This window comes from Acidovorax sp. Leaf78 (assembly GCF_001422735.1).
Lineage (GTDB): Bacteria > Pseudomonadota > Gammaproteobacteria > Burkholderiales > Burkholderiaceae_C > Acidovorax.
In genome coordinates this window covers 261,815-280,000 of record NZ_LMLZ01000024.1, presented here as the reverse complement: position 1 = coordinate 280,000, position 18,186 = coordinate 261,815, and the positions used below count along the sequence as shown (strand labels likewise).

General features: G+C 64.6%; 22 protein-coding genes (1 of these 22 running past the window's edge). 3 read left to right on the top strand and 19 right to left on the bottom strand.

What is annotated here, in order from left to right; translation table 11 throughout:
* Positions 1-188: the 3' end of an ATP-binding cassette domain-containing protein gene (locus tag ASF16_RS23450; protein ID WP_056172988.1), read on the top strand. It extends 1,723 nt beyond the left edge of the window; only the last 188 of its 1,911 coding nucleotides appear in the window; its start codon lies off the left edge, out of view; it ends in the stop codon at positions 186-188.
* A gap of 124 nt (positions 189-312) precedes the next feature.
* Here the strand turns inward: ASF16_RS23450 and ASF16_RS23445 are convergent, their stop codons facing one another.
* The 7 genes from ASF16_RS23445 to ASF16_RS23415 form a co-directional block, all read right to left on the bottom strand.
* Positions 313-1,413 (bottom strand): chemotaxis response regulator protein-glutamate methylesterase, encoded by a 1,101-nt coding sequence (locus ASF16_RS23445; protein WP_056172983.1) that lies wholly within the window; start codon positions 1,411-1,413, stop codon positions 313-315.
* 15 nt (positions 1,414-1,428) lie between these two features.
* Positions 1,429-2,178, bottom strand: a complete 750-nt coding sequence (gene cheD, locus ASF16_RS23440; RefSeq protein ID WP_056172980.1) for a chemoreceptor glutamine deamidase CheD — start codon at positions 2,176-2,178, stop codon at positions 1,429-1,431.
* 32 nt (positions 2,179-2,210) lie between these two features.
* The gene (locus tag ASF16_RS23435; RefSeq protein ID WP_056173073.1) at positions 2,211-3,110 is read right to left on the bottom strand and encodes a CheR family methyltransferase; all 900 of its coding nucleotides are present in this window, start codon (positions 3,108-3,110) and stop codon (positions 2,211-2,213) included.
* 100 nt (positions 3,111-3,210) lie between these two features.
* Complete coding sequence (locus tag ASF16_RS23430; protein WP_056172977.1) at positions 3,211-3,699, bottom strand: chemotaxis protein CheW; 489 nt, start codon at positions 3,697-3,699, stop codon at positions 3,211-3,213.
* 63 nt (positions 3,700-3,762) lie between these two features.
* Positions 3,763-5,913, bottom strand: a complete 2,151-nt coding sequence (locus tag ASF16_RS23425; RefSeq protein WP_056172974.1) for a chemotaxis protein CheW — start codon at positions 5,911-5,913, stop codon at positions 3,763-3,765.
* Positions 5,914-5,956: 43 nt separating this feature from the next.
* Positions 5,957-6,319: a response regulator gene (locus ASF16_RS23420; RefSeq protein WP_056173069.1), complete on the bottom strand. Its 363-nt coding sequence runs from the start codon at positions 6,317-6,319 to the stop codon at positions 5,957-5,959.
* A 49-nt stretch (positions 6,320-6,368) separates the two neighbouring features.
* The gene (locus ASF16_RS23415; protein WP_056172971.1) at positions 6,369-6,815 is read right to left on the bottom strand and encodes a hypothetical protein; all 447 of its coding nucleotides are present in this window, start codon (positions 6,813-6,815) and stop codon (positions 6,369-6,371) included.
* Between the two features lie 184 nt (positions 6,816-6,999).
* Between ASF16_RS23415 and ASF16_RS23410 the strand changes: the two genes are divergently transcribed.
* Positions 7,000-8,112, top strand: a complete 1,113-nt coding sequence (locus ASF16_RS23410) for an ATP-binding protein (RefSeq protein WP_056172968.1) — start codon at positions 7,000-7,002, stop codon at positions 8,110-8,112.
* Positions 8,109-8,738, top strand: a complete 630-nt coding sequence (locus ASF16_RS23405) for a response regulator transcription factor (RefSeq protein ID WP_056172965.1) — start codon at positions 8,109-8,111, stop codon at positions 8,736-8,738. The genes ASF16_RS23410 and ASF16_RS23405 overlap by 4 nt, the downstream gene beginning before the upstream one ends.
* Positions 8,739-8,754: 16 nt before the next feature.
* Here the strand turns inward: ASF16_RS23405 and fliR are convergent, their stop codons facing one another.
* From fliR to fliG, 12 genes are all read right to left on the bottom strand, one after another.
* Entirely contained in the window at positions 8,755-9,519 is a 765-nt protein-coding gene (fliR, locus tag ASF16_RS23400) for a flagellar biosynthetic protein FliR (protein WP_056172962.1), read from the bottom strand.
* Between the two features lie 72 nt (positions 9,520-9,591).
* Positions 9,592-9,861 carry a flagellar biosynthesis protein FliQ gene (gene fliQ / locus ASF16_RS23395; RefSeq protein ID WP_056172960.1) on the bottom strand — a complete coding sequence of 90 codons (270 nt, stop codon included), beginning with the start codon at positions 9,859-9,861 and terminating at the stop codon, positions 9,592-9,594.
* 11 nt (positions 9,862-9,872) lie between these two features.
* Positions 9,873-10,643 carry a flagellar type III secretion system pore protein FliP gene (gene fliP / locus ASF16_RS23390; RefSeq protein ID WP_056172958.1) on the bottom strand — a complete coding sequence of 257 codons (771 nt, stop codon included), beginning with the start codon at positions 10,641-10,643 and terminating at the stop codon, positions 9,873-9,875.
* Positions 10,636-11,025, bottom strand: coding sequence for a flagellar biosynthetic protein FliO (locus tag ASF16_RS23385; RefSeq protein WP_056172956.1), 390 nt, complete (start codon positions 11,023-11,025; stop codon positions 10,636-10,638). The genes fliP and ASF16_RS23385 overlap by 8 nt, the downstream gene beginning before the upstream one ends.
* A gap of 7 nt (positions 11,026-11,032) precedes the next feature.
* On the bottom strand, positions 11,033-11,476 hold the full coding sequence (fliN, locus tag ASF16_RS23380; protein ID WP_056172953.1) for a flagellar motor switch protein FliN: 444 nt from the start codon (positions 11,474-11,476) through the stop codon (positions 11,033-11,035).
* Positions 11,466-12,470, bottom strand: coding sequence for a flagellar motor switch protein FliM (fliM, locus tag ASF16_RS23375; protein WP_056172950.1), 1,005 nt, complete (start codon positions 12,468-12,470; stop codon positions 11,466-11,468). The genes fliN and fliM overlap by 11 nt, the downstream gene beginning before the upstream one ends.
* Positions 12,471-12,488: 18 nt before the next feature.
* Positions 12,489-13,085 carry a flagellar basal body-associated protein FliL gene (gene fliL, locus ASF16_RS23370; protein ID WP_056172947.1) on the bottom strand — a complete coding sequence of 199 codons (597 nt, stop codon included), beginning with the start codon at positions 13,083-13,085 and terminating at the stop codon, positions 12,489-12,491.
* Positions 13,086-13,294: 209 nt separating this feature from the next.
* On the bottom strand, positions 13,295-14,596 hold the full coding sequence (locus tag ASF16_RS26915; RefSeq protein WP_235507493.1) for a flagellar hook-length control protein FliK: 1,302 nt from the start codon (positions 14,594-14,596) through the stop codon (positions 13,295-13,297).
* 5 nt (positions 14,597-14,601) lie between these two features.
* Positions 14,602-15,063, bottom strand: coding sequence for a flagellar export protein FliJ (fliJ, locus tag ASF16_RS23360; RefSeq protein WP_056172944.1), 462 nt, complete (start codon positions 15,061-15,063; stop codon positions 14,602-14,604).
* A 30-nt stretch (positions 15,064-15,093) separates the two neighbouring features.
* On the bottom strand, positions 15,094-16,488 hold the full coding sequence (gene fliI / locus ASF16_RS23355; RefSeq protein WP_056172941.1) for a flagellar protein export ATPase FliI: 1,395 nt from the start codon (positions 16,486-16,488) through the stop codon (positions 15,094-15,096).
* On the bottom strand, positions 16,478-17,203 hold the full coding sequence (locus ASF16_RS23350; protein ID WP_082517117.1) for a FliH/SctL family protein: 726 nt from the start codon (positions 17,201-17,203) through the stop codon (positions 16,478-16,480). Before ASF16_RS23350 ends, fliI begins: the two co-directional genes overlap by 11 nt.
* Complete coding sequence (gene fliG / locus ASF16_RS23345; protein ID WP_056172936.1) at positions 17,187-18,182, bottom strand: flagellar motor switch protein FliG; 996 nt, start codon at positions 18,180-18,182, stop codon at positions 17,187-17,189. The genes ASF16_RS23350 and fliG overlap by 17 nt, the downstream gene beginning before the upstream one ends.
* Positions 18,183-18,186: the final 4 nt, after the last annotated feature.

Genomic DNA, 18,186 nt, shown 5'->3' with positions numbered 1-18,186 from the left:
AGCTCGAGCAGCTGCCCGCACGTATCGCTGCACTTGAAGCGGAACAAAAAACCCTGCAAGAAGGACTGGCCGATGGCAGCTTGTACAGCACTGACCCTGCCCGCGCAGCCACCATGGGCGCACGCTCCAGTGAAATTGATGACGAGTTGATGGCGGCGCTGGAGCGCTGGACTGCGTTGTCCGCCTGAGGAGCATGAAGAACCCGAGGCGCTGGGCGCCTGGGCGAATCAGCCGGCTATTGGGATTGGGGACCGGCGAAGCGCCTCGGTGCTGAGCCTGGCATTCCAAGCGCCCCCGCCCTCCATCCATCCATCAAATACGATGGTGCAGCCTGTCGGTGGCCCCGCGCAAGCGGCTGATCAGCGCTGGCGCAATCTGCCCCAGTGGCAGCACTTCGTCCGCTGCCCCGTGCGCAATCGCTTCGCGCGGCATGCCGAACACGATGCAGGTCGCTTCGTCCTGCACGTAGTTGTAGCTGCCCGCATCTTTCATTTCCCGCATGGCTGCGGCGCCGTCGTTGCCCATGCCCGTGAGCATGATGCCAAACGCGTTGCGCCCCACCACCGCGGCAGCGGACTTGAACAACACCTCGACCGAGGGTTTGTGGCGGTTCACCGGCGGGCCGTCGTCCACCACAGCCACGTAGTTGGCGCCACTGCGCGCCACATGGAACTGCGTTCCCCCAGGAGCAATGTAGGCGTGGCCAGGCAGGATGCGCTCGCCATTGACCGCCTCTTTAACCGTGATCTGGCACAGGCCGTTCAAGCGCGCGGCAAAGCTGGTGGTGAAGCCGGGCGGCATGTGCTGGGTGATCACAATCGCCGGCGAGTCCGCCGGCATGTGCACCAGGACCTCCTTGATCGCTTCGGTGCCGCCTGTCGACGCGCCGATGCAGATCAGCTTCTCGGTGGACAGACGACCCAGCAGTGCCGACGCGGACGGCGGCGCGGCGGCGGCACTGCCAGCGTGACCGGGAACCGCAGCCTCCCGCACCGGCGCACGGCGCACCTGCGCAACCGCGGCGACGCGGATCTTCTCCACGATCAGCGATGCCAGATCATTGAGCCCGCTGGCCAGGCCGACACGGGGCTTGGCCACAAAGTCGACGGCGCCCAGCTCCAGCGCCTTCATAGTCACTTCGGCTCCGCGCTCCGTCAGCGTCGAGATCATCACCACCGGCATGGGACGCAACCGCATGAGCCGACCCAGAAAATCGATGCCGTCCATGCGGGGCATCTCGACATCCAGCGTAATGACATCGGGGTTGAGCTCGCGAATCATCTCGCGGGCTATCAAGGGGTCATTGGCAGTGCCGATGCACTCCATGTCCCGCTGCCGGTTGATGATCTCGGACAGCAGACTCCGCACCAGTGCCGAATCGTCCACCACGATCACCCGGATTTTCCTGCTCATTCACTCACGCTTTCTTTAAAACAGATCCACAGAACCGCCAGAGGTGGTCTTGGCCACGGTAGCCGCATTGCCCTTCACTTCCTGGGCCACCAGGGCCTCCGGATGGGCGTGGGCCAGCCGCTTGACCATGGCTTTCCCGGTCACGGGAAAGAAGACCACCTTGCGCGGATAGATGTCCAGCACGTCCTCGGAGACGATGGGAATGCGCTCGGTATGCAGGTAATTCAGAACAAAGTTGGTGTTGCGCTCGCCGACGTTCATGGTCGTGAAGTTGTGCATGACCTGCGCACCGCCAAAGATCTTGGCCTGCATGGTCTCGCGCCGGGCACCCTGCTTCATCATTTCGTTGATGAGCAGTTCCATCGCGTACGAGCCGTAGCGCCCCGATGCATCCGCGATATCGCCATCGGGCAGCATGAAGTGGTTCATGCCACCGATGCGCGCCCGGCTGTCCCACAAACATGCGGCGATGCACGAGCCCAGCACCGTCATGATGACCATGCTTTCGTCGGCAACGAAATACTCCCCGGGCAGCACCTTTACTGCGTTGTGCTGAAAGTGATGGTCCAGGTAGAAGAACGACGCTTCGCCCGGCTTGCGGCTGCGCGCCTTGAGGTCCTGCAGCGAAGACTCCCGCGCAGGAGCATTGCCGGGCGAATAGATGTCCGCGCTCAGCGGGGCAATGCGCGGTGCGCGGCGCCGCTCTGCGGAGCCGCTCGCGGCTGCCGCCAGAGAGGGGGATGATCCTGCTTGGATGTTGGTCATGGTGCTAGGTGCGGTGCGACAACATGGACAGGTCAACGGCGCTCGTACACCGTCTTGCCACGCAGCGTAAACAGGTCTCTGGATTCACTGAAATTCTCTGCATGGCCCACAAACAGCATGCCACCGGGCTTGAGCACCCTGTGGATTCGTTCCAGCACACGCCGCTGGGTGGGCGCATCGAAGTAGATCATGACGTTGCGGCAAAAGACCACGTCGAACGGTTCCTTGAACGGCCAGTCGTCGCGGATGAGATTGACGCTCATGAAGTCGATGGCGCGGCGCAGTTCGGGCTTGGCCCGCACCATGCCGGTGTTGCCCGCCTTGCCGCGCAGAAAGAACTTTTGCAGGCGCTCGGGGCTGAGGCCCTTGAGGCCATCCAGCCGGTACACGCCCTGCGCCGCCGTCGCCAGCACCCGCGAGTCGATGTCGCTGGCCGTGAGCTTGAACGAACCGTTGGCCCCCAGCGCTTCGAAAGCGGTCATGACGATGGAATACGGCTCCTCGCCCGTGGACGCAGCATTGCACCAGACTCGCCAGCTGGTGCCCGGCTTGCCCCGCAGGTGCGAGGCAAAGATTTCGAAATGGTGCTGCTCGCGAAAAAAGGCCGTGAGGTTGGTGGTAAGCGCGTTGATGAATTCCTGCCACTCGGGGCCGTCGTGCGTTTCCAGCCAACCCAGGTAGTCATGAAAGCTCGAATGGCCGGTATCCCGCAGCCGCCGCGACAGGCGGCTGTACACCATGGCGTGCTTGCCATCGTGCAGGCTGATGCCCGCGCGTTGATAGATCAAGGCCTGGACGCGCGCGAAGTCGGCATTGGTCCAGACGAACTCACGCCCCTGCGCCAAAGGCCCCGATGGAGCCCCGGCCATGGCGGATTCCGCCCGGGACGCGGGGGATCGGGCTGAAGCAGATGCGCTGGTGGGTTGGGCCATATTGATCATCCGACGGGAAGTTCTGTTCACTCCAAGAGATCTGCAAGCCACAGTGGCGACGCGGCCCACTGCCGCCGTCGCCGGTCCATGCGGGTGTGGCCTATTCGGTGGCCGCCACCAGCCCCATGTCTACGCCGGACATGAGCTTTTCGATATCCAGCAGGATCAGCATGCGCTCACCCACCGAGCCCAGGCCCAGGATGCAGCTGGCATCGATCGCGCTTTCGATATCGGGTGCGGAACGGATGCTTTCAGGCGTCAGCTCCATCACATCGCTCACCGAGTCCACCACGATCCCGACCACCCGGTTGCGCAGGTTCAGGATGATGACCACCGTGAAACTGTTGTAGTCGGCCTGCGCGCAGTTGAACTTGATGCGCATGTCCACGATAGGCACGATGGTGCCGCGCAGATTGACCACACCCTTGATGAAGCTCGGGGCGTTCGCAATGCGTGTCGGGGGCTCGTAGCCCCGGATCTCCTGCACCTTCAGGATATCGATCCCGTACTCTTCCTGATCGAGACGGAACGTGAGGTATTCCCGCGTACCGGTTGGCACCGCTTCTGCTGTCTTTCCAATCACACTCATGGTGCACACTCCTTTTTAAGCCGCGCCGCCCGCTGCAGGCTGGCGCGCTCGAATCGCTTGAAATTAGTGGCGCGCCCTGCGCACCAGACCGCCCGTGTCCAGAATCAGGGCCACCGTGCCGTCGCCCAGAATGGTCGCGCCAGACACGTTGGGCACCTTGCGGTAGTTCGACTCCAGGTTCTTGACCACCACCTGGTGCTGGCCCAGAAGCTCATCCACCAGCAAAGCCACGCGGCTGCCATCGGCCTCCACGACGACCATGATGTTGCTGGACTTGTTGGGGTCGAAGCGCGGTACCTGGAAGATCTTCTCCAGGGCGATCACCGGCATGTACTCGTCGCGCACCTTCACCAGCTGGGAACCTTGCGCCACGGTGCTCACGTCGTCCGAGTTGACCTGGAAGGACTCCACGACCGACGACAGCGGCAGGATGTAGACCTCGTCGCTCACGCCCACCGACATGCCGTCCATGATGGCCAGGGTGAGCGGCAGGCGCACGGAGACCTTCATGCCGTAGCCTTCGGCGGAATCGATCTCGACCGAGCCGTTGAGCGCTGCGATATTGCGCTTGACCACGTCCATGCCCACACCGCGGCCGGACACGTCGGTAACTTCGTCGGCGGTGGAGAAGCCCGGCGCGAAGATCAGCTGCCACACCTCGGCGTCGCTCATCTGCTCGGACACTTCCAGGCCACGCTCCTGGGCTTTCTTCAGGATCTTGTCGCGCGACAGCCCGCGGCCGTCGTCGCGCACCTCGATCACGATCGAGCCGCCCTGGTGGGACGCCGACAGGGTGATGGTCCCGTGCTCCGACTTGCCCTTGGCCAGGCGGTCGGCCGGCATTTCGATACCGTGGTCGCAGCTGTTGCGCACCAGGTGGGTCAGTGGGTCGGTGATCTTCTCGACCAGGCCCTTGTCCAGCTCGGTGGCTTCGCCCAGCGTGACCAGCTCCACCTTCTTGCCCAACTTATTTGCGAGGTCGCGCAGCATGCGCGGGAACCGGCTGAACACGATGGACATGGGGATCATGCGGATCGACATGACCGATTCCTGCAGGTCGCGCGTGTTGCGGTCCAGATCGGCCAGGCCTGCCAGCAGTTGCTGGTAGGCGCCGGCATCCAGGCCACGGCTGTTTTGCGCCAGCATCGCCTGGGTGATGACCAGTTCACCCACCAGGTTGATCAGCTGATCGACCTTCTTGACGTCCACCCGGATGGTGGTGGATTCCATTTGGGCCTGGATGGCGGCTTTGGGCTCGGCAGCCTTGGGAGCCACAGCCTTGGCCTGAGAGGGGGCCTGTGCGGCAGCCTGCGGCGCGTCAGAAGGCGCTCCGGGCGCATCGTTGAAGAAACCGTACGGCGCCTCGCTGCCAGACGGGTCGACAGCGACCAACACTTCCTCGTCGTCTGCCAGAGGCTGAGCGCTGTCTGCTGCTGCCGCTGCATCGCGGATGAGCACCTGTTCCTTGGCCACATGGAAGGCAAACAGGTCCAGCAGGTCGTCGTCGGTGGAGGTGGTTTCCACTGCGAAGAGGCGGGTGTTCGGCTGCGAACTCTCCAGGTCCTGGATCGCGCCCAGGCCTGGAATGTCGCGGAACAACTCCTTGATGGCATCGGCTTGCTGCAAACGCTCCAGCGGGCCGATCTGAATCTGGAGTTTGCGTGCCTGCCCTGCCACGGCTGGCGTTGCGGCCTTGGGCGCAGGTGCAGCTGCTACCGGAGCAGGCGCTGGCGCTGGTGCCGGTGCTGGGGGCGGCGGTGCCGCTGCAGCGGCAGCCTCGCCAGGCACTTGCCCGGCCGCCAGGTCGCTGATACGGCGCACCAGCGATGCGGTGGACACCGCCTCGCCCTGGCCACCTGCCTGGTGGCGGGCGAGCAGACTGCGCGAAGCGTCGGCAGACTCCAGCAACACGTCGACCATCTGAGGAATCGGCTGCAGCTCGTGGCGGCGCAGCTTGTCCAGCAGCGACTCCATCTGGTGCGTCAGCTCCGCCACATCCGAAAAACCGAACGTGGCTGAGCCGCCCTTGATCGAGTGAGCGCAACGGAAGATCCCGTTGAGTTCCTCGTCATTGGCATTGACCAGGTCCAGATTGAGGAGCATGTGCTCCATCTGGTCGAGGTTCTCGCCGGCCTCTTCAAAGAAGATCTGGTAGAACTGGCTCAGGTCGAAGTCAGCGCCCCCGCCCGATCCTTCTTGGTAGGTATCCGCCATCGTAGGCTCCTGCTGTGTACTGGGTAGTCCGGGCCGACTGGGCTCAGCGGATCACTTTTTGGATGACTTCGATCAGGCGATTGGGGTCGAACGGCTTGACCAGCCAGCCCGTTGCGCCTGCGGTGCGTCCTGCCTGCTTCATCTGGTCGCTGGACTCGGTGGTCAGGATCAGAATGGGAATGGTCTTGAACTTGGGGTTCTCGCGCAGTTTGCGGGTCAGGCCGATCCCGTCGAGCCGCGGCATGTTCTGGTCGGCCAGCACGAGATCGATATCGTGACTCTCGGCCTTCTCCAGGGCATCCTGCCCATCCACCGCCTCCACAACGTGATAGCCGGCGCCCGTCAGGGTGAACGACACCATTTTCCGCATGGAGGGTGAATCATCTACGGCAAGGATCGATTGCATGTATGGCTCCAACTGACTTGAATATATAGGTTAACCAGCGGTGTAAAGGTCAGAACAGGTCCACCGAACCTGCATCCATCTCGCTCTGAGTGACCGGGTTCGGGCGGTCTGGCGCCATTTCGGCGAAAGGCGCGGCCTCTTCCCCATCCTCGTGTCCCATGGCCTCCGAGGCCAGCCGGAAAGCGCATCCCTGCAGAACCTTGGTGGTGTGCCAGATCAATTGGGACGCCATGTCCTGGAACTGGAGCTCGGTCACGGCGTTGCGCAGCGCAGCCCGCGCCGCCACCAGTTCCGGGGAATGGGCCACGGTCTCATCGGTCAGCACCGCATTGGCCTCGCCAAAGCGTTCCATGAGGTTGTCGGTGGCATGGCTCAGCAGTCCCTCCAGCCGATGGAGGTCGTGCATGACAACCAGCAGGGAGTCTTGCAACTCTGCCGCCACCATGACGGGAACCTGGACAGCAGGTCCTCCAGAGGTTGTTAGCGTAGATTGCATCGTTTCTCCATCGCAGCACGCAGCAGCACAGCACGCAAAAAACACAGGACTACGATACACGCACAACAGCCAAAACCGGTGCACGCACCGCGGCGTTATCGCCCATTGGACGCGTACGCTGAAACCGCCCCAACCGGACAAACACCCTTGTTTGTTCCAATTTGTATCCTATGATAGCGCCCCTATGGTCACCATAGCATCAGACCAGACCCTGAACATCCTGCATCTTGAAGATTCACTGACAGATCACGACCTGACTGCCAGGATATTGCGGCGATCCGGCCTTCAATGCCACCTCCAGAGGGTGGATTCGCTTCCCGAATTTCAAAAGCTTACCGATCAGCAGTCTTTTGACGTCATCCTGGCGGATTACCGACTGCCAGGCTTCACCGCACTGGACGCCTGGTCACATGTGGCGCAAAAGCCGCAACATCCCCCCTTCGTGCTGCTTTCAGGGGCTATTGGCGAAGCGGCAGCGGTGGATGCGATGCGCCTGGGGATCGCCGACTACCTGCTCAAAGATGACCTCCAGCGGCTTCCGCACGTGATTGCACGCGCGATCGAGGTGCACGAGGCCCGCCGGGCGCGCGAGCAGGCCGTGGCGGACCTGGCCGCATCGGAGCGCAGGCTCGCAGACCTGACCGAACACCTGCAGCTGTCGATCGAGCAGGAGCGCGCATCGATAGCCCGCGAGATCCACGACGACATCGGCGGCGCGCTGACCGCGGTGCGATTTGATGTGGCGTGGATCGGACGCCACAGCTCGGACCCGGCCATGCAGGAGCACGCCCAGTCCGCCACCGACATGCTCCAGCACGCCATTGGCGCCAGCCAGCGCATCATGATGAACCTGCGCCCTCCCATCCTCGAGCAGGGTCTGGTGGCTGCCGTGCAGTGGCTGGCCGCCGGTTTCGAACGCCGCACGGGCGTTCCGGCCCGGGTGGTCAGCAACAGCGAGACCGTGCACACGCCCCCGGAGGTCCAGCTGGTGGCCTACCGCACCGCACAAGAGGCGCTGACCAACATTTCCAAGCATGCCCAGCCCCGCAAGGTGGACATCGACCTGTCTGACAGGGAGGGAGTGTTGACCCTGGAAGTGACCGATGACGGCAAAGGTATCGACGCTCAAATGCTCGACAAGCCCAAGGCTTTCGGCCTCAAGGGCCTGCACGAGCGTGCCCGGACCGTCGGGGGATGGCTGGATATCAGCAGCCGGCCGGGCCACGGAACCTCCGTGATCCTGTCCATACCGCTAACATCACAGGCCATACCACCCGATTCTGGAGATGCTCAGTGATTCATGTGGTCCTGTGCGATGACCATGCCGTGCTGCGGCGTGGGATTCGCGACACACTGGCCGATGCGCCGGACATCGAGGTCACGGGCGAAGCCGGGGGGTATTCCGAGCTCCGGGACGTGCTGCGCACCGCCACCTGCGACGTGCTGCTGCTCGACCTGAACATGCCGGGCCGCAGCGGCCTCGAAGTACTCACCAGCCTGCGCGAGACCCACTCGGCCATCAAGGTCCTGGTGGTGTCGATGTACCCCGAAGACCAGTACGCCCTGCGCTGCCTCAAAGCCGGGGCCCAGGGCTATGCCAACAAGGCCGGCGACCCGGTCGAATTGATTGCGGCCGTGCGCACCGTGATGCAGGGCCGCAAGTACCTCACGGCGGAGGTGGCGCAGATGCTGGCCGACAGCTTGGCGCAGCCGACTCCGGAGCTGCCTCACACCACGCTGTCAGAACGGGAGCTGCAGACCCTGGTCAAGATCGCCTCCGGCAGGCGCCTGTCGGACATCGCCGAAGAGCTGATGCTGAGCCCCAAGACCGTGAGCGTCTATCGCTCCCGGGTGCTCGAAAAACTCAAGCTCTCCAACAACGCGGAACTGACGGTCTACGCCATCCGCAACGGTTTGGTGTAGCGCGCCACGGTGCCGCCTACCTGGCGAAAAGATCCACCGCCTTTTGCATCAGCGCCAGCACGGGTTGCTCCAGCAGGGGCAGTGTCGCCGCAATGCCCAGCATGCCCACCGTCAGCGTGACGGGAAATCCCACCGAGTAGATGTTCATCTGCGGTGCGACCCGCGAAATGATGCCCAGGGTCAGGTTGACGAAGAGCAGCAGCGCAATCATGGGCAGCGCAATCCACAGCGCACTCGAGAACAGCGCCGAACCCATCTCGTGCAGTCGCATCTGGCCTAGTGCCTGCATGAAGTTGCCGTTGACCGGGAACCGCTCGAAGCTCTTCACCACGGCCATGAGAATCAACAGATGCCCGTTGATCACCACGAACAGCAGCAAGGACATGTGCCCGAAGAAACGCGCCACCGCGCTGATCTGCGTGTTGGAGGACGGATCGAAGAACGACGCGAAGTTGAGCCCCATCTGCAAGCCGATGAGTTCGCCTGCCAGCTCCACGGCGGCAAACACCAGCCGCACCGCAAAGCCGATGGCGAGCCCTACGACCACCTGCTGGGCCACCGCCGCCATCGCTTCGCGCCCATTGACGCTGATGACCGGCTGCTCACCCAGCACGCCTTGCGCGCACACGGCCACCAGAAACGCCAGGCCGACTTTCACCCGCATCGGGATGACGCGCATGGAGAACACGGGCGCCACCGTAAACACCGCCAGCACCCGCAGAAAAGGCCACAGGATGGGCGACAGCCACGCCATCAACTGGGCTTCCGAAAAGGTGATCACGCGCGGTCCTCAGCGGGGCAAAACAGGCAGGGCCAGACAACCGTCGCCGGGTGGGGACGGCAGATGCGTGGCCTAGCCGATCATCGACGGAATGGACTCAATCGTCCGGCGGATGAAATCCACCAGCGTGCTGATCATCCAGGGGCCAGCGATGGCAAACACCACCATGGCAGCGATCAGCTTGGGCACGAATGCCAGCGTGGCTTCATGGATTTGCGTGACGGCCTGGAAGATGCTCACGACCAGGCCGACAGCCATCACCACGCCCAGCACGGGCATGGAGATCATCAGCAGCAGCGTCAGGGCATCGCGCCCGATGGTCAGCACCATTTGCGAGGTCATTGCGGACTCCTTCAGGGTACGAAGCTGGCTGCGAGCGAGCCGATCAGCAGGTTCCAGCCGTCGGCCAGCACAAACAGCATGAGCTTGAACGGCAACGCCACCAGCACCGGCGACAGCATCATCATGCCCAGCGACATCAGGATGCTGGACACCACCATGTCGATCACCAGAAACGGGATGAAGATCATGAAGCCGATCTGAAACGCCGACTTCAATTCACTGGTGACGAAGGCCGGCACCAGCACGCGCAGTGGTGCCGTCTCGGCAGTGACCTTCGGGTCCAGGCGGGCCAGACGGGAGAACAGCGCAAAGTCCGACTGCCGGGTCTGCTTGAGCATGAAGCTGCGCATCGGCGCCTCGGCTTTTTCCAGGGCCTGATCGAACGTGATCGCATTGGTGGTGTACGGCACATATGCGTCCTGGTACACCCGGTCCAGCGTGGGCCCCATTACAAAGAACGTGAGGAACAACGACAGCCCGATGATGACCTGGTTGGGCGGCGCCGACTGCGTGCCCAGCGCCTGCCGCAGCAACGACAGCACGATCACGATGCGCGTGAAGCCGGTCATCATGAGGAGCACGGCGGGCAAAAAGGACAGGGCCGTGAAGAAGAGCAGTGTCTGGATGGGCACCGAGTAGTTGGTGCCACCAGGGCCGCTGCCCACCACCAGAGGCAATGACCCACCCGCAGCCTGCGCAAACGCCGGAGCTTGCAGCGCAAGGCCCAGAGCCGCCAGCGCTCCCCAGGCCGCCAGGCGGCGCACAGAGCGCCCTTCAACCATTGGACGGCTTTCCTGCACCAGCCACGGCGATAGCCACTTCCTGTGCGAATGAAGGCTCTGCGCGTGCGCTGCCCACCACCGGAGCGGCACCCACCGCGGGGGCGCCCAGGCCCGTGGCTGCGGGAGCGGTCGGCAACACATGCAGGCAGCTCACGTTCTGAGCCGTCACCCCCAACACCAGCCAGGTGCGCGCATGCTCGGGTCCAACCTCTACCGTCACCACCCGCTGCTGCGGACCGACCGCCACCACCGACAACACGCGCGACGCGGTGCCTGCGGCCATCGAGCTGGCGGCATGCCGCTGCTGCAAACGCTTGATCAGCCACGGCAGGCAGGCCATGGCGCCCACGAAGAGCACCACCACCAGCAAGGTCTGGGTCATGCCGCTGCTATCCACGGCTGACACGGCGCAAGCGCTCCGAAGGCGTCACCACATCGGTCAGGCGGATACCGAACTTGTCGTTCACCACCACCACCTCGCCCTGGGCGATGAGGTAGCCGTTCACCAGCACATCCATGGGCTCGCCGGCCAGCGCATCGAGTTCGACGACCGAGCCCTGCGCCAGTTGCAGGATGTACTTGATGGGCACCTTGGTGCGCCCCAACTCCACCGACAACTGCACCGGAATGTCCAGCACCATGTTGATGTCGTTGATGGTGTCGCCACCACCGCCAGCACCAGAGAAAGGCCGCACGGGCTCGCCCGACAGCGGCCCGCCCTGCTCGCCATCGGCGGGCTTGCCGTCCGTGCTCTTTTGCTCTTCGAGCGCCTCGGCCCAACCCGCAAACGGATCTTCCGCGGCCGCGTCCTTGTTGTCTTCTTCAGTTGCCATCTTTTTCTCCCAGCCAGCTCATGTCCGAATTGCGCAGGCACTCTTCAATGCGAATGGCGTACTTGGAATTGTGGGTTCCGTACTGGCATTCAAAAATTGGAACTCCGCCGATCGACGCGCGGATGCGCGGCTCACGGTCGAGTTCGATGAAATCTCCCGGCTTCATGGCCAGCAGTTGCTCCACCGTGGCATCGGCCTTGGCCAGCTCTGCCACCAGCGTCACCTCGGCCGCCTGGATCTCGCGCGTCAGCACCCGCACCCAGCGGCGGTCCACCTCGATGGAGTCGCCTTGCGTGGAGGAGTACAGCACATCGCGGATGGGCTCCAGCGTGGCGTACGGCATGCAGATGTGGATCGCGCCGGAGAGGTCGCCGATTTCGAGCTGGAACGCCGTCGACACCACGATTTCGCTGGGCGTGGCGATGTTGGCGAACTGCGGCTGCATTTCCGAGCGCTGGTATTCGAGCTCCAGCGGGTAGATGCCCTGCCAGGCTTTCTTGTACTCGGTGCAGATCACCTCCACCAGGCGGTTGATGACCCGCTGCTCGGTGGGCGAGAAATCCCGGCCTTCGATCCGCGTCTGGAATTTGCCCACGCCGCCATACAGCGTGTCGATGATGCCGAACACCAGCGACGGCTCGCACACGATCAGCCCGCTGCCGCGCAGCGGGCGGATGGCCACGATGTTGAAGTTGGTGGGCACCGCCAGCTCGCGCAGGAAGGCGCTGTACCGCTGGACCGACACCGTGCCCACCGAAATCTCGGGGCTGCGGCGGATGAAGTTGAACAGGCCGATGCGGAAGTTGCGCGCAAACCGCTCGTTGACGATTTCCATCGTCGGCATGCGGCCGCGGACGATGCGCTCCTGGCTGGAGATGTCGTAGTTGCGGACCGACCCCGCCTCGGCCACTTCCTCGACCGACTTCTGGCTTTCGCCCGTGACCCCTTCCAGAAGGGCGTCGACCTCTTCCTGCGAAAGAAACGAATCACTCATGACTGGTCCTTGCCCGGGTCATTGGATGATGAAGTTGGAGAAAAGCACGCGGCGCACGGGGTTGCGCGGTTCCGCGCGGCGGCGCGCGGGGCGGTCGTCTTCATCATCGGCAGACTCTTTCTCGCGGGCGCGCTCGCGCTCACGTTCACGCTCTGAGGGCACCGAGTAGCCCAGGGGGCGCGAGACTTCGCGCAACACATCGGTGGCCAGCTTTTCCTTGCCCTCGCGCTGCAGCAGCTCGGCAGACGTGCGCTGCGACACCAGCATCAGGATGCCGCTGCGGATGGACGGAAGGTACTGCTTGACCTGCTCGGCCGTCTTCGCATCTTCCACTTCCAGGGTGATGCCGATCTGGGCGAACCGGTCGCCGCCAGGATCGGCCAGGTTGACCACCATGTTCTCCAGCGGCAAAAACGTGGGCGCGACCTTGGGGGTCTCTTTTTCCTTGTGCGCCACTTTTTCACCGCCGTCCTCTGCATCGGCGTGCGAGCGGCTGGAGATGAACCACGCCGCAGCACCGCCACCGATCACCAGCACAGCCACGGCTGCAATGATGATGATGAGCATCTTCTTGCTTTTGGCCGGAGGTGCTGCTGCAGGAGTATTGGCTGACACGATGCGGATTCCTTGCGGTAGTGAGCAAGCCGCGCCTGCGCCATCAGGGGGCGGGCAAAGCTGGAAGGCCCATTATTGGACGAAGAGGCAGCCCATAATAGCCAGAATAAAAGCCATAAACCATGGCATTCGGCCCGCTCGACCTGCCCTGGGGCTCAGACTGTGCGTGGCACCCTGCCTAGGCCCGGCCCCGCACGCCCCGGGTAGCGTTACACGAAGACATCGACCGCACGGTCCGGTGAGCCGCCGCTGCGCTGCAGCGACGCGGTACCCACCGGCGCTGTCGCCACCACCTGCGCCTGGCGGGTGCCGCCGCCGTCGCGCTGACGCGGCTGCTCGCCGGAGCCTGCGCCCTGGCCGGCAGACGTACCCACGGACATGCCCGAGAGCACCAGCCCCTCGCTGCGCAGCAACTCGCTCAACTGCGCCATGCTGCGGTCCAGCATGTCACGCGTTTGCGCCTGGTCGCTGCGAAAGGACACATGGGCTTCGTTGCCCGACAGCGTCACCGACACCTCCACGGGCTGCCCGTCACGGTTGAGCGTGAGTTCGGCGTTCTGGGTCTTCTGGTGGACCCAGTAAGCCACCTGGTCTGCCACCTGCTCTTCCACCCCGGCCTGGGCCGGGTCGGTGAACACGGACCCATCCACATTGCCGGCCTCTTGCGGGGCACTGGCCGACAGGCCGTCGGACCACGCTGCTGCACCCTGCTGGCCATCGCCCGAGCGGCCGCCCGAGGACTCTCCGCCGCGGGACGATGCCGTCGCTGCCAGCAAGCCGTCGACCGCCGGCGCGCCCGACTCCATGGCCGACATCCCCGGCACGCCGGTAAAGGAACGCTCACCCGCGCCGCCACCGGCCATGCGCGGCTCGCCCATCGCCTGGAAGCTTGCGCCCACCGTTGGCGTGAAAGCCTGCAGCGTCGACTGCAGCTTGCCGCTGTCTCCCGCCGCCGTCCGGCCGCCGAGGGCCTCCAGCGAATCGGCTTTCTGCGCCAGTGCACTGCTCTGCAACCGCGAGAACGCACGTCCGAAGCCTTGCCCCACTCCAGGTTGCGGGCCGCCTTTGAGGTCGCCAGAGGTATCGAGCATCGCGGTCTCGGCCACAAGGCCTTGAGGCATGCCGTCCACGCCCACCAGCGCGCTGTTCAGTGCGCTGGCGCGCCCTCCACCGCCCAGGACCCCGTCTTGCGCAAGCGTTGCCGTATCGACGCCAGAAAGCCCCGGGGCCGATGGCGCCAGCAACCCCTGCCACGCAGCCATCGCGGCGGCATCTGCGGCATCCGTGCCCGCGTCAGGCAGCAAGGCCACCGTGGCATCCTGCTCAGCACTCCCCAAGTCGAGCGGCGCACCGTCCAACGGTGAAGATCCGTCCCCCAGCGCTGCCAGCAGCGCAAGGAATCCGCCCGAACCCGCAGCGTCGGCGGTATCGGTCGCTGGTGCGGAAGAACGGGACCGTACAGCGTGGGCCGGCTGCGTTCCCTGTGAAGAAGAAATTTTTGTCTGTTCCATAGTGCTTACTCCTGGCCCACCGAGTTGCGGCTCACATTGCTGTACTGCAACGAGGCTCGCTCATCGGTTTGTTTCTGTTCTCGTCGTGTCTGCACCAGCTCCAGGTCATGGCGGCGCTTGTCGATGACCTTGCGCAGGCTGGCGAGCCGCAGTTCGGCCTCCAGCAAGGCGCGCCGGGCGGTCTCGACCCGGCCGGCATGGTCGCCCACTACGCCCGTCTGCATGCCGGCGGCGTGGCCGAGGCGGTCCATGAACTGGTAGTGGTGGTACATCACCTCGGGCTGCATGGCCGTGTCGGCCTTCATGCCCCAGCGTGCCTCGGTCTCGCGGGCGTAGTCTTCCAGCTGGTCCAGCTGCGCACGTGCAGCCTGTTGCGCAGCCAGGGTGTCCTGCAGCACCTGGCGGGCTGCGTCACGCTTGCGCTCGGCGACGTCGATCGCGATGGCGAGGGAGTTGAGGTTGGACATGGCGGATTACGGGGTATGACGCCGGGGCGGTCAACGGTCCAGCACCGAAGCCATGCCGGCGATGCTGTCGTCCATCGAGGCGGCCTCGAACATGTCCTGCTGCAGAAAAGCCGCCATCTCCGGCTGCAGGCGGATGGCCTCGTCCAGCGCCGGGTCCGAACCGCTCATATAAGCACCCACCTGCACCAGGTCGCGGCTCTTCTGATAGCGCGAATACACCGCCCGAAAGCGCCGCGCCAGGTCGAAGTGGCCGCGCGACACGACGTTGTGCATCACCCGCGATGCGGACTGCTCGATGTCGATGGCGGGGAAATGCCCCGTTTCGGCCAAAGCGCGCGACAGCACGATGTGGCCGTCCAGAATGGCACGGGCCGCATCGGCGATCGGGTCCTGCTGGTCATCCCCCTCCGACAGCACGGTGTAGAAGGCCGTGATCGAGCCCACGCCGTGCAGGCCGTTGCCGCTGCGTTCCACCAGCTGCGGCAGCTTGGCAAAGCACGATGGTGGGTAGCCTTTGGTGGCCGGCGGCTCGCCAATGGCCAGCGCAATCTCGCGCTGGGCCATGGCGTAGCGCGTGAGCGAATCCATGAGCAGCAGCACATGCTTGCCCTTGTCGCGAAAGTGCTCGGCCACGGCCGTGGCATAGGCCGCGCCCTGCATGCGCAGCAGCGGCGGCGCATCTGCCGGGGCGGCCACCACCACCGAACGGGCCCGGCCTTCTTCGCCCAGGATATCCTCGACGAATTCCTTGACTTCGCGCCCCCGCTCGCCGATCAGCCCCACCACGATCACGTCGGCGCGGGTGTAGCGGGCCATCATGCCCAGCAGCACGCTCTTGCCCACGCCCGAGCCGGCAAACAGCCCCAGGCGCTGGCCGCGCCCCACGGTCAGCAGCGCGTTGATGGCGCGCACGCCGGTGTCCAGCGACTCGCGCACCGGGTCGCGGTCCATCGCGTTGATCTGGCGGCGGCCCATGGGCTCGGCCACCACGTCCTGCACGGGCCCGCCGTGGTCCAGTGGCAAACCTTGAGAATCCACCACGCGCCCGAGCAGGCCCTCGCCCATCGGCAGGCGCAGGACGCCGGCGCGCTGGATGGCCCGGGCAGGCTCGCCCAGGCGCGGAATCGGTATGTACGGTGCTGCAGGCACCACGCTCGCGCCGCTCGATAGCCCATGGATATCGCCCGCAGGCATCAAGAACGCGCGGTCGGCAGAAAAGCCCACCACCTCGGCCAGCACAGGCTCGGCCCCCGGCATCTGCACCATGCACTGCGACCCCACCGGTACGCGAATGCCCACGGCCTCCAGCACCAGGCCGGTCAGCCGCGTCAGCGTGCCGCGGGTTTCCAGTGGCGCTGGCTCGGCCACGCGCTCGCGCGCATCGTCGATGAAACGCGTCCAGTCAGAGGGCGATTCAACGGTCATCGCCGCCGTCCTCTTCCTGCCAGGGCGACTGCAGGCCCAGCGCCGCAATGGCGCGCTGCCAGCGTTTGTCCAGGCTGCCGTCCACCACCGTGCCTGCCGACTCCACCAGGCAGCCACCCGGCGCCACAGCGGCGTCTGCCACCCACTGAACGCCAGGCCCATCCATCTCTGCGCGCAGCGGCTGCGCCAGGGATTCCATGTCGGCAGGGTTCAGCCGGACCATGGCGGGCCGGCCTTCGGCAACCAGCATGTTGACGGCCTCGCGCACCACCGGCTGCAGCGTGTTCGGGTTGACCGAAAGCTCCTGGCGCACCACCTGGCGTGCAATGTCGCAGGCCAGCTCCAGCAGTTGCTGCGCCATCACCTGCTGCATGTCGATCAGGCTTGCATCGAAGGTCTGCATCGTGGCCTGCAGCCGCTGCGCGGCGTCTGCACCCTGCTGGGCGATGTAGTCGTCCATGCGCCGCTGCCACTCCAGGCCCGTTTCGGCCTGGCCCTGGGCAAAACCTTCGGCGTAGGCATCGTCGCAGGCCTGTTGAACCAGCGCTTGCTGGGCGGCTTCGTCCACTTCGGGGGGGAGTTCAGGGACCGCCTCGGCGGGCTCGGGCTCGACCAGGTCGGAGCCATCCACAGCGCCGAACTTCCATTGGACGAAGTCGCCCACCTCTTCGCTGGGGATGAAGCGGGAGTACGAGCGGCTAGACGAATGCATCATCACCACCGCCTCCGATCACGATCTGGCCTTCGTCGGACAGGCGACGCACGGTCTTCAGGATTTCCTTTTGCTGCGCCTCGACCTCGGACAGGCGCATCGGGCCGCGCGACTCCAGGTCTTCGCGCATGGCCTCGGACGCACGGGACGACATGTTGGACAGAAACTTCTCGCGCAGCTCGGGCACTGCGCCCTTGAGCGCCACGATGAGCGTCTCGGACGCCACTTCCTTGAGCACCGTCTGGATCGCCTTGTCGTCGAGCTTGAGCACGTCGTCGAACACGAACATCTTGTCCATGATCTTCTGGGCGAGGTCCGGGTCGTAGCCGCGGATCGACTCCAGCACCACGGCATCCATGTTGCCGCCCAGCAGGTTGATGATCTCGGCCGCGGCCTTGACGCCGCCCAGCGAGCTCTTGCGGATCTTGTCGCCGCCGGCCAGCACCTTGAACAGCACCTCGTTGAGGTCCTTGAGCGCCGTGGGCTGGATGCCCTCCAGCGTGGCCACGCGCAGCAGGATTTCGCTGCGCTGGCGGTCCGTCAGGTGCATGAGGATGCCGGATGCCTGGTCGCTGTCGAGGTGCACCAGGATGGCCGCCACGATCTGCGGATGCTCGTTGCGCAGCAACTCGGCGACGGACAGCGGGTCCATCCATTTCAGGCTTTCGATGCCCGACACATCGCCACCCTGCAAGATGCGGTCGATCAGCAGCCCGGCCTTGTCGTCGCCCAGCGCGCGCTTGAGCACGGCCCGCACATAGTTGCCGGTGTCGGACACCAGCAGGCTCTGCGCAGATGCGGCGTTGGAAAACTTGTTGATGACCTGGTCGACCTTCTCGCGCGACACCGACCGCATGCGGGCGATGGTCTCGCCCAGCTTTTGCACCTCCTTGGGCGAGAAGTGCTTGAAAACCTCGGCAGCCTCTTCTTCGCCGAGGGACATCAGCATGATGGCGGCGTCGTTGAGTCCTTGCTCGTCCATGGTG